This window comes from Paenibacillus ferrarius (assembly GCF_002027705.1).
Lineage (GTDB): Bacteria > Bacillota > Bacilli > Paenibacillales > NBRC-103111 > Paenibacillus_E > Paenibacillus_E ferrarius.
In genome coordinates, this window is record NZ_MBTG01000073.1 from 61,710 (window position 1) to 74,807 (window position 13,098).

Genomic DNA, 13,098 nt, shown 5'->3' on the forward strand with positions numbered 1-13,098 from the left:
AGATGAATGAAATATCATTAAGTCCAGTATGGGTAGCTGATTTAGGGGATGGCAAGTATCGTAATCCGATTCTTCATGCTGATTATTCCGATTTGGATATTATACGAGTCGGAGACAGTTTTTATATGACAGCCTCTAGTTTTGTTAGTACGCCCGGACTTCCAATTCTGGAATCGAAGGATCTTGTAAACTGGACGATTATCGGATACGCAGTTGACAGGCTTCCATCCGGATATGATGAGAGCGTTCGTCACGCTCAGGGCATTTGGGCACCAAGTATTCGTTATCATGACGGGATGTTTTGGATATTCGTCAGTACACCTGATGAGGGTGTGTTTATGACACAAGCGAAGGATGCTTCTGGACCGTGGTCTGAACTTCATCTTGTAAAGGAAGTTAAGGGATGGATTGACCCTTGTCCGATGTGGGATGAGGATGGCCAAGCTTACTTGATTCATGCTTATGCGTATAGTCGATGCGGATTCAACAGCAAGTTGAATTTATGCAAAATGAAGAGTGATGGAACTGCATTGTTAGACGACGGAGTCGTCGTTTTTGATGGAACAAATGACCATCCTACTATTGAGGGCCCCAAACTTTACAAACGAAATGGGTATTATTACATTTTTGCTCCTGCAGGAGGAGTTGCAACAGGATGGCAGACTGTGCTTAGATCCAGAAACATCTTCGGTCCGTTTGAAGATCGGATTGTCATGCATCAAGGAGATACGCAAATTAACGGTCCACACCAAGGTGGTTATGTGGAACTCGATTCTGGAGAATCCTGGTTTGCTCATTTCCAAGAATGCGGAGCGTACGGACGTATTGTTCATCTCCAGCCTATGACTTGGCAGAATGATTGGCCAATGATTGGCGCAGATACGAATGGAGATGGAATCGGCGAGCCCGTCATGTCTCATAATAAACCGAATGTTGGACCGCATTCATGGCCTATAACCGTTCCGGATACTTCAGATCATTTTGAGAAAAGCAGCCTCGGACTTCAATGGCAATGGCAGGGAAATAGGAAAGCGGAGTGGTACTCGCTTGACGCAAATCCTGGTAACCTACGTCTATATGCCAATACGCATCATGCTAACTTGTTCGAAGCTCCGAATATTTTATGCCAAAAGTTCCCTGCACCCGTTTTCACAGCTACATGTAAGTTGAACCTAGGACCACGTGAAAGAGGTTTATTTCAGTCGGGCATGACTGTATTCGGGCATGAATTTGCTTATATGGCTGTGGAGCATAATGGGTTCAACAAGCGGATGGTTGTAGTCGAAGGAAATCGTAATGAAGATGAAAAATTAACTTCTAGCTTTGAGCTTGAGAACTCGCTTTCGTCGGTTTATATACAAGTTCATGTTGCTGCTGGAGCACTATGTACGTTCCATTTCAGTTTAGATGGGATCGAATATCAACAGATTGGTGGAGATCCATTTATTGCTAAGCCTGGCGGATGGGTAGGTGCAAAGATTGGACTTTTCTGTTCACCAATGGGGTATGAATCGGAGAATGATTTTGTTGATTTTGAATGGATAAGTATTAAAGAGTAATTTAGACATTTTGATAACGTGAGGAGATGCGAAATGCATAAGAAACTAAATGACACAGACCAGTATTGGCTAGATTGTACTTGGGAAAAGATACAAGTGAAAATGTCCGCAGAATGCGAACGCGTAGGTGATCATATTCCTTATGTTCCAGTTAATGGAGAATATCGTGAAGATAAAGGAGATACGGATATTTATTGGTGGACCAACGGCTTCTGGCCGGGCATGTTGTGGCATATGTATCAAGCTACCCAGGAAGAACCTTACAAAACTGCAGCAGAAGGAGTAGAACGTCGTTTAGATGCAGCGTTAGAGGGGTTCGAGGGATTGCATCATGATGTTGGATTCATGTGGCTGCCTTCTGCGGTTGCAAACTATAGGTTAACGGGGAATGAAAGAAGTAAAACACGCGGCTTGCATGCGGCTAACCTATTGGCTGGCAGATACAATCCAAGGGGCCGTTTTATTCGGGCTTGGAATGACGATTGCACAGGTTGGATCATTGTAGACAGTATGATGAACATTCCCTTGTTATATTGGGCGAGCATGGAGACGAATGACCCGCGGTTTCGTTATATCGCGATGGATCATGCAGATACGGTACTGGGTCGAATTGTGCGTTCCGATGGGTCATGTAACCATATTGCCATTTTGAATCCAGAGAACGGTGAACTATTGGAAGCACCGGGAGGACAAGGTTTTGCATCTGGATCAGCATGGTCCAGAGGACAGTCCTGGGCGCTGTACGGCTTTGCTTTGAGCTATCGTTACACGAAGGATGACCGCTATCTGAGCGCTGCAAAAAGCATCGCTCATTACTTTATCACACAAGTGTCCACAACAGACTATGTACCATTAGTTGATTTCCGCGCACCCGCAGAACCAGTGAAATGGGATACAACGGCAGGTCTCTGCGCAGCATGTGGGTTACTTGAACTTGCCGAGACAGTACCAGAGCTTGAGCAACCGTTCTATCGCAATGCTGCGATTCGGATTTTACAATCAACGGATGAACGCTTCGCGAACTGGAATCCGAACGAAGATGCGATTATTTCAGGTGGGACAGAAGCGTATCACAGTATAAAGAACAACGAGGTTCCTATTATTTACGGTGATTATTTCTTTATTGAAGCTGTACTTCGTCTTAAAGAAAAGCATGTTCTTATTTGGTGATTTTTTGATAACTAGGTACTATCTATGATGACTGTCGATTGGTATGAGATTATTATAAGATGGCCGATTCAATTGAATCGGTCTATTCTTATCAAAAAAGAACTTGGGAGTTATCGTTCGCTGTGTTTTATTAAATTACAATGAATCGTGTAAAAGTACTATATATGGAATAAGAAAGCGCTATTAAAATTGATAGTAAAGGGGGATGGATGAATTGAAAGCGTAACCATGATTGGAGTACATATTCAACCGATTAGTCAATGAAAGGAGCAACAAGATGAAGTCTAAAACAGCATTTCTATTTGAAAATTTAAGAAAGCGTTTGCTTGCAGTAGTTTCGGCAACTAGTATCATGATGTCGCTTGTACCGATTGGCTCTGTTTCTGCCGATACCATCGGTACAAGCAATCTGGTGCAAATTAATGAAACGGTTAGTAATGGTTTTACCCATCCAGGTATCGGCTTTACCAAAGCGATACTCGAAAACGCGAGAGATCAGGTGATGGCGCAAAAAGAGCCTTGGTATTCGGGGTATTTATCAATGGCCAATTCCGATGCTGCTTCGAAAACGGTTACATCAAGCAACCAAAGCTCGGCGGATCCCAATAAACCGGGTACAGATGCTTTTGACTGCCAATGCTTTGAGCCGAAATTTATTTCTGATGGCTTGAAGGCGTATACACAGGCGATGATGTATTATTTTACCGGCGATGAGACTTATCGGGCCAATGCGCTGCATATTATCCGCATTTGGGAACAGATGGATCCTGCGAAATACAAGTTTTATACGGATGGGCAGATTCATGCAGCGATCCCAGCCAACCGGATGATAAGTGCGGCAGAAATATTGCGATATACCAGCTATCAGAATCCGGCAAATGCGTGGACGGATCAAGATACGACTTTATTTACGAACAACTTGATTGTTCCGTTGACAGAAACTCTATTTCATAGTCCGGATTATTTCATGAACCAGTTTAATTATCCGCTGTTCGGAGCAATGGCTGGGTATATCTTTACCGATAACAGAGACAGATATAACGAGTCTGTCGAATGGTTTACAGTTAATAAGACAGCCAAAGATCAAGGCTTCAATGGATCGGTCAAGCGCTTGTTCCGAATTGTCGATCGCAACGACGCTACAGGTGAGCCGGTTACGCCGCATCTTCAGCATATGGAGATGGGAAGGGACCAGGCGCATGCCGGCGGGGACGTAACCAATTTCGGCCTCCTTGCGAGGCAATTGACGGCCCAGGGAACTAAGGTGGATCCGATAGAAGGAACCCCATCCACCAATGCGGATGCCGTAGGACCGTATGAGTTCCTGAATGATCGAATTTTGGCGGGTGCCGACTATTATTGGCAGTTCATGCTCGGTTACGATACGCCCTGGACGCCGGTTGCGTACGCTATTAGTCCCGATGGAACGATAAGAGATACCTATAATACCTTATCAGGCGGCTATCGTGGTAGATTTGTCAATAATAATATTTGGTATCTCTTCTATTACTACAAGTATATCAAAGGGGTCGATATTGCGGCAAAGGCTCCATATTTTTATGAAGCATTCACCAAGAGGCTTCCCCAAGATGTTGGTAAATGGAACAACGTGGACGGCGGCGGAGACGAGTGGCTCTATTATCCAGCGGCGGCAGCGGCTGACGCGGCAACTTATACCGAAAAGACGCCGCCAGTTGGTTTGGTTAAGCTCGCGGATAGGGCCACAATATTAAATAACAATACGTCTATCCTGCAAGAAGGTAATACTTCATTTATCAGGTTGGGCGCGACGCCGGAAGGAACTACTACGGTGGTTACTCATGGGGCCCTCACCGAGAACAGGATCGGAATCAAAGTTCGGACCAACGGCGTAACTGTATTGGAAGTAAGAGGTAATCCGGAGGAGGCCAAATGGCCGTTATTGGCGCAGATCACGCTACCGGACACGAAAGGGCAGTGGCAATATGTCACCCTTAACCAGGTATCTTGGGATACCATTTACTATTTGACTGTCAAAGGACCAGCAGGAACGACGGTTGATATGGAACATATCCTCAAAGCGGCAGATCAGCAGCTGACGCCGCCGGCATTTAACGCTGGAAATTCAGATTTGAATCTGTATACCTATATCGGTTCGCCGCTTCACCTCGATTTCTCGGCTACGGATGCAAACAGCACGGATGTTGTATCGTATGAGCTGCAGAATAATCCGAGCGGGCCTGAAATTAACAATAATACAGGCGCATTTTCTTGGCATCCTGCGCAAGCAGGGGATGTTTCCTTTGTTGTCGTTGCTTCCGACGCTACTACGGTAGCAACCAAGAACGTGACGATCCATGTAGCTAATGACCGCGCTTCTGCCGTTCAAGCAGCCATTGCTCTCTATGATTCAAATGCCATTTATTCGTCTGCTTCGCTTGCAGCATATCAAGCCGAGTATGCGAAGACCATCAGTCAGATTAACGACGCTTCCGATGAAGCTTTCAATCAGCAATTGCAGTCTCTGAGGAGCGTAGTACTCGGTCTTGATTTGGTGACACAATTAAGAGCGGACGGCAGCATGCATTACTCAGGTAAAGTATTTTGGTCCAGCTGGGGTTCTGATATCAAAAATATGGATGATCTAGATAATTCAACTGGTTCTTCGTTGAGTACGGCACTGGGTTCTCCACCCCATTTATATCATATTGTGGATTTTGGTCCCGAATATAAAGTTTCAGCTTACAAATTCGGATTCTTTAGCAATATCTTTACGGATCGCGTTGCAAACTCCACGGTATATGGATCAAACGATGGGGAAACCTGGACTCGGCTGACGCCGGGAGTAACTCAGATGACTCAAGCTTTTCAGACCCTTGATGTCGATCCAGCATACCAGAATGTGAAATACCGCTTTCTTAAATTGGAAATGATTCAGCCGTTACCTGACGTTCTTTACGGCATAGTTCGGAATTTCCTGGAGTTAAGGGATTTCGATATTTATGGTCAGGGCTACGAAATTGGGAATAAGATAAAGTCCGTATCGATTGGTTCGGATCAAAGCGTAAACGGCAAAATTTCCACAGGCGATACGGCAAAAGTTAGGATTACAGCAAAAGAAACCATCCAGAACGTAAAGGTCAAGATTCAAGGCGTTGATGCAACGGTCAGCACGACGGACAATATCAATTGGACGGCTGTGGCAAAGATAAATGGAAATGAAACAACCGGCTATATGAAAGTATCTGTTGACTATCAGAAGAATGATGGAACGGTTGGAGACACCATGTATGGAACTTCCGACGGCAGCTCTCTGTTACTTGTCGATGGGTCAAAATTCATCAATGTTCCTATGCTAGCTACCGTTACAGCTTCCGACAAGCAGTGGCCCGGCAACGGTCTGTCAGCAGCTCAGGTGGGCTACTTGTTGTTTGATGGCAACACGTCTACTTTCGGAGACTTGAATACGGCTTCCGGCTCCTATTACACTGTAGACTTCGGAGCAGACGCAGCTGTCAAGTTGAGCGAAGTGCTGCTCATGCCAAGAGCATCGGTTCCTGGAAGAATGAATGGCATGGTGGTTCAAGGCTCCAACGACAATGTCAATTGGAAGAACATTACTACCGGGGTTTCAGACTCGCAAGCGAACAAATGGTACCAATTGAAAAATAGTCAAATCCTAGATCATAACGCTTACCGATACCTGAGACTATACAACAGCTCAGCTTGGTCAGGCGACGTGTCTGAAGTTGAATTTTACGGAGATTATACGGCATCCGCTGCAATCATTGCATCCAAAATCACAAGTGTTGCAACGCCTGTCAAGGGTGCAACGAGTATCTCGATGCCCAAGGTTCCGGCAGGTTATAGCGTATCAATTAAATCCACATCGCCTTCGGGAATTATTGGCACAGACGGAACGATCACATCGCCAGACCATGATACATTAGTGAACACTGTATTTACTGTTACGAAACTGGATGGCGGTACGACAGCGGATACGGGGAGCATCGTTATTTTGGCGCCGGGCAAATATAGCAGTCCCAAAATCGACGTCAAAAATGTGGCAAAAGTGACAGCTTCTGCTGTGCAGTATCCTGGCACCGGCTTGTCAGCGGAGCAGGTAGGTTATTTATTGTTTGATGGGGATACGGCCACTGCCGGTGACCTGAATAGCGGTACGGGCGCCTATTACATTGTTGATTTGGGTGCAGGCTCGTCTGCTCAGTTGAACGAAATCAGGCTCATGCCGAGAGCAGGGACGAATAGCGCCAGAATGAATGGACTCGTTGTTCTGGGCTCCAACGACAATGCAACTTGGACGAATCTTACTCAGCCTGTAATTGGAGCGACAGACGGCACTTGGATTGATATCAGGCTTGACAAAATTTTGGATCACACATATTACCGTTATTTGAAGCTGTATAACAGCAGTGCTTGGTTCGGCAACATCGCGGAAGTTGAATTTTATGGTGATTATCAATTCGACTTTAATTCCAATGTGCTTCCGCCGAACAACTATACCAAGGGAAGCTACTACCTGTACCAGAATGAAGTCAATCGGATTCAAGCGGCAATGAGCCAGCCGGGAGCCGATAAGCCGACGCTACTCAAGCAGCTGCTTCAGGCTCAAGGGCTGCTGGTGTCTCTGGTCGATATGTACCCAAAAATCAACATTGCGTCTTCGATGACGACGGCATCGTCCATTTCGTGGGACGGCACGCTCAATGCGGCAATGAACGGATGGCGCGCTTTTGACGGGGATACAACCACTTCGCCTGATACGAAAACAGGATCGGGTTGGGCTCAAGCCGACTTAGGCTCGGGAAATGCCAAAGTGATTGGCGGCATTAAGTTTATACCGAGATCTGGCAATATTGCCCGGATTAACGGAGCACTGATCCAAGGATCCAACGATGGTACCAACTTTGACACCTTGTATACAATCAATAACATCACAGATTTTAAATGGTATTCGCAAATATTAAATAGCAGCAAGGCATACCGTTATCTGAGGTACTATACGCCTAACGGCTTTGCCAATGTGGGGGATGTGGAATTCCATGAGAAGATTGTGGACCGAACGCTGCTCAAGCTTCTGCTCAGCAAAGCGGCAGCGATTAACACTAACCAGTACACGGCAGACAGCTACGCAGCACTGAAGGCGGCCCTAGCGACGGCAAGTGTGTCTGACAATGCTAACGCAAGCCAGGCCGAAATCGATACGGCCTCTTCCAACCTGATATCGGCGTTGGGCGGGTTAAAATACTTGATCTCGGCTAGCGTAGATCCCGCTGCACCGAATGGGCTTAACGGTTGGTATACGGTGCCGGCGACCGTGACGTTATCGACCTATGGCGGCGCGGAATACAAAGTGAACGGTGAAGCAGTATGGCATTCCTACACAGCTCCGTTTACTTTCGATCAGGACGGCACTTATACTTTCAACTACCGAATCAAGAACAGCGATGGAACGACCAGCGCCGAGCAGTCGACTACTGTAAATATGGACAGAACAGCGCCGGCAGACGCGACCTTCGTTACGGCAAATACACCGGACAATGTCCATATGGCCGTCACAATCAACTATCCCGCTGACTCTGTGGTGAATGAGTACAAAGTGGGCGCGAATGGCGTCTGGACTGCTTATTCTACGCCGGTCGTAGTTAACAATAATGAAACGGTATACGCAAGAGGGACGGATGCTGCAGGCAATATTGGGAATGAGGTTCATGTTGTCGCAAGCATTGTTGATAAATTACCCCCAGCAGATGCTGTACTATCCGCCGATATTACGGCTCCGACGAACAGCAATGTAACTCTTACGATCAGCTATCCGGCTGACGCAGCTGTGAAGGAGTACAAAGTAGGCGATACCGGTACATGGACAGTGTACGGCGCTCCTGTAGTTGTCACCGCCAATGACACCGTGTATGCGAGAGGAACGGATGCAGCGGGCAATGTCTCCAATGTGACGAGCTACACGGTCAGCAACATCGATAAAATCGTTCCTACCGCAACTGTGGTTTACAGTGAAACAGCAGCGACGAATCAAGAAGTTGTTGCCACGATCCTACCAAACGAGCAGGTAACGATTACGAACAACAGCGGTTCGGCGAGCTATACGTTCATTCAGAACGGCAGTTTCACATTTGAAATCGTCGATGCGGCTGGAAACCATGGAATGGTTACGGCGACTGTAAACAATATTATAGCGAAGAGTAAAGGCGTTCCGGGAACAGTCGTTCTTTCCGACGATAACGGGTTTGATGGAATAGCAGACGGTAATTACCAGATCACCATGAATATGTGGTACGGAAATAACGGTAAATCTTACAAACTTTATGAAAATGGCACACTAATCGATACACAATTGCTGACGGACAATTCCACGAATGCTCAGTCAACGGTAACAGCGATTACGTATAAGCCAAACGGGACCTACCAATATTATGCTGAACTAACGAATGCGTACGGGACAACAAGAAGCAGCACACACACAGTAATCGTAACGCAAGCAGCTCCAGCACAACCAGTATTGTCGAACAACAACTGGGATAATGACGGGAACTTCAACGTCACGATGAATAAGTGGTGGGGAACGAATGGTACAAGTTATCGTTTATATGAGAATGACGTCCTCATTTATTCGCAAGAATTGACGAACAATTCACCGTCAGGTCAATCGGCAATAGCTGTAATAACGAACAAGGCCATTGGTACCTATGTATACCGCGCGGAGTTAGTGAACTATGCGGGTGCAACATCCAGCAATACGATGAGTGTGACAGTAACTAAGTAAAACAACTGATGCACAACAGATGTTAGGGATAGGGTTGTAGGTGTGACAAATCTCTCTATCATAAATAATTAAAATGAAAAACCAGTCAAAACACGAGAATAAAGTGTTAGACTGGTTTTTGTCACTATAGATCTCCGTAATGGCCTGTCTTAATCGTGTTGTACTGCAGATCAATTAGCTTTTACAAATTCATTTCTATATTGACTTGGTGTACATCCCGTCGCCTTTTTAAAAGCGCTGAAGAAGTGACTTCGAGTCTGGAATCCTGTCTTGGATGCAATGATAGCTAACGTATCCTCTGTGTTGACCAGTAAATATTTGACCTGCTCAATACGCTGAAGCAAGATGAAATCGGCTAAAGTGACTTGGGTGGCCTCTTTGAACAGGTGTCTCAAATAACTGGACGAGAAGCCAAGATGGTCGGCGATGATATCTGTTGAGAGGAGAGGATCCTGCAAATGATCCTGGACATATTCAATGATTTCTTGAACCAGTTCCCCTTTGCGACCGCCAATTTGATTCTGGCTGAGGGTTTCCATGATGCTGAGGATTTCTTGTTCGATCCAAGTTTGCGCTTCAGCGAGTGAAGAGAATCGGTCAGCGCGGAACTCTTCCAAAACGGATTCCTTCATCGTTGTGACCTTATTAAATGCTTTGTATAAGCTATAGACGATCATTTGTAATTGGAACAAGCACTCGGAATAGGAAGCATGCTTTAACTGGACCAGTAACCGGTCTAGCAGCGCGATAGAACGTTCCGCATCATTCTGCTTAATCACTTGTATCAACTCGTTTAAGGCAATTTGGTCCGGATAGATTTGTTCTTGTTGAAAGCTCTCTTCCAAGTCAGCATCACAATAAATTTTATTCTCCCCATTAAAAAACTTAAGCAATGACAACTCATACACATCCTGATAAGACTGTCGTAAATTATCTTGGATGGATAAGGTGGTACTCAACGCGAGGGAGGTTCGAATTTGCAGCCATTTTTCGATTTGAAGTCCAACATTCTCTAAGGAATCTTTGATGTCAGGCTTACTTCTCTGCTCAGTGAAGTCACGGGCACCCAGCAATAAAACGATATGATCACTGCCCATATCAACGGATTCACACGTGTAATCAGCTTCGTTGAAGATTTCTTGTGCAATATTGCCCATGGCATATTTAAGCAGCTTTCGTGAGTTGTAATTATACGTATCTACGAAATATTTGTAGGTTTCAATCCGTAAGATGGCCAGATGAAGGTATTCATATGCCAGCAATGGAGACACTTCGTTATGAACCTTTCCTTCAAGCTTTGTTCCCTGCAACAGCCATTGGCGCAGGAATTCTTCTTTGGCGATATGGCGATAATCCTTGAGCGAATGATTCATATTCTGAAGGGAATCCATGAGAAACGTAAATCCACTTCGAATGATGTCAGCATCTGCTCCCGATTGTTGAATCGAATGAAGGCCAAGCTTATTTTGTAATTCTGCGGACAATTTGCGAAAAGGACTTAACGTTCGACGTGAACTCCAAATGAATAGCAGAAGCATGAGAATCAGAAGAACCACACACCAAAAGGCTAACTTCTGTTTGAACTTATTAATGTTCTTAGTCAAGAAGTTTTCATCGACTACAAAATGCATGACCCATTGTTCAATGGGCAGCTCAGCAGATGAAATCTTTCGTTTATCTTTACCTAGTTTATATTCAATGGGTTGAAACGGCTTGTCTGGAGCCTGATAGTAGGTGTCCGTAAGCGCCACATTCGAAATGCTCTCACCGAGCATTATTTGTTTGTTTTTATCCGTAATATTAATTTGTAAACCAACGGTATCTTCATTCTGCAGCAGAAACTTTTGAAGTTGATCTTTATTGAGCAAAATGACTAAATAGCCAGAATTCGTTGATGGTGTGTTTGGCATGATCATTCCAATATAGGTCTCATTGCCGACTGCATGATTGAAATAAGAAATGTAGGATGGACGATCCTCCAGAATTTTCCGGATGATACCTTGATCTTGAAAAGTATTGAAATCCTTCAGGCTAGTTGAGGTGTCTATGACTTTACGCGTTTTCGTATTTACCAAATAGATGGAATGAATGAAAGGCTGTAGGGATGCAAAGCGGCTAGCTGCATTGAAAGCATCCGCATCACTGAGTGGATCGCGTTGATCTGAGATCAGCCAATAGCTTATCGCTGTGTCCTGATAGGTACTAACCCCAAAGGAACGAATAGTATCGAAGGTAAATAAGGTATTTTGATAAGAATGCCGCATCTTAGCTAAGGAGAAGGTGTTGACGTCAGCTGTTGCTTGCTTGGAATATTCGTAAGACATGAATAAGGTAAATGTAAGTAAGATCATGAATAACAGGCTGAGCATTGGAAACAGCAGAGGCATTTTGATCCGAGTTATGATTTTCATGAGTATCCCCCTCTAATAGCTAACTTCTATTATAGGAAAGGCAGTTCCTTCATGGAAGTACTTATTCTGCTTCCTTGTATTCAATACGGCTATTCGCATCTGTACAGCCATTTGAAGGACTGAATCGTCAATCTTCTGACTTTACCAGTCCTTGCCCAGCGAATTATGATGAGCACATCGACAAGAGCTGCTATTACAACAAAAAGGGTTGAGGTGATGAACAGATGGGTTTCTTCAAAGAAATCAGGAAAAATGTCGATCTCTATATATTGGCATTGCCTGGTCTTCTATTTCTACTTATTTTCGCTTACGTCCCTATGTCGGGTCATTTGCTCGCGTTTAAGAAATATCAACTTATGAATGGGATATGGGGGAGTCCTTGGGTTGGATTTGATAATTTCAAATTCTTCTTTCAAGGACATGATTGGATTCAGGTAACCTTCAACACATTGTTCCTAAATGGATTATTCATTATCTTCAGTTTACTCATTTCTGCCAGCATTGCGATCCTCTTGAATGAGATTCGTATGAAGCTGTTTAAAAAACTAGCACAATCCATTATATTTTTGCCATATTTCATCTCGTGGTTAGTGGTTAGTTTAATGGTGTTCGCTATCTTAAATACAGGTGATGGCTTGCTGAACAAATTCCTGATCACCCTTGGGCTGCCTGAAGTAGCTTGGTTCCAGAAGTCTGGTGCCTGGCCGGCCATCTTAACCATTATCTATGTGTGGAAATTTGCAGGCTACTATTCGGTTATTTTCCTAGCTTCTATTACAGGAATCTCATCCGATTATTATGAAGCAGCCGAAATTGACGGTGCATCCCGGTTTCAACAAATCATTCATATCACAATTCCTTTGCTCAGACCGATTATCATCATGCTTGCCTTATTGGGTGTCGGTCGGATTTTCTATGGCGACTTTGGCATGATTTATGGGATCGTAGGTGACAATGGAGTCCTCTTCCCGACAACGGATGTCATTGATACATATTCGTTCCGTGCCTTGCGTCAGCTAGGGAATTTCAGTATGTCGGCAGCCGTAGTTTTTTATCAATCCATTATGGGATTGATTTGTATCCTCGTGTTTAACGGATTAGTTCGCAAAATCGATAAAGATTCAAGTTTGTTCTAGGAGGTTAACCGTTTGAATGCTAATCTGAAGAACCGATCGTT

General features: G+C 44.7%; 5 protein-coding genes. 4 read left to right on the top strand and 1 reads right to left on the bottom strand.

Annotated features, from left to right (window positions below; translation table 11 throughout):
* Window positions 1–2: 2 nt before the first annotated feature.
* The 3 genes from BC351_RS40435 to BC351_RS40445 all read left to right on the top strand — a co-directional run bounded on the left by BC351_RS40435 (window position 3) and on the right by BC351_RS40445 (window position 9,510).
* The gene (locus BC351_RS40435; RefSeq protein ID WP_079421350.1) at window positions 3–1,559 is read left to right on the top strand and encodes a glycoside hydrolase family 43 protein; all 1,557 of its coding nucleotides are present in this window, start codon (window positions 3–5) and stop codon (window positions 1,557–1,559) included.
* Between the two features lie 33 nt (window positions 1,560–1,592).
* Entirely contained in the window at window positions 1,593–2,729 is a 1,137-nt protein-coding gene (locus BC351_RS40440; protein ID WP_079421351.1) for a glycoside hydrolase family 88 protein, read from the top strand.
* A 277-nt stretch (window positions 2,730–3,006) separates the two neighbouring features.
* Window positions 3,007–9,510, top strand: a complete 6,504-nt coding sequence (locus tag BC351_RS40445; RefSeq protein WP_079421352.1) for a chitinase N-terminal domain-containing protein — start codon at window positions 3,007–3,009, stop codon at window positions 9,508–9,510.
* Between the two features lie 170 nt (window positions 9,511–9,680).
* On the opposite strand, the gene BC351_RS40450 is transcribed toward BC351_RS40445, so the two are convergent.
* Entirely contained in the window at window positions 9,681–11,921 is a 2,241-nt protein-coding gene (locus BC351_RS40450) for an AraC family transcriptional regulator (RefSeq protein ID WP_079421353.1), read from the bottom strand.
* 224 nt (window positions 11,922–12,145) lie between these two features.
* On the opposite strand from BC351_RS40450, the gene BC351_RS40455 reads away from it, so the two are divergent.
* Complete coding sequence (locus BC351_RS40455) at window positions 12,146–13,057, top strand: ABC transporter permease (protein WP_079421354.1); 912 nt, start codon at window positions 12,146–12,148, stop codon at window positions 13,055–13,057.
* The last annotated feature ends 41 nt before the right edge of the window (window positions 13,058–13,098 follow it).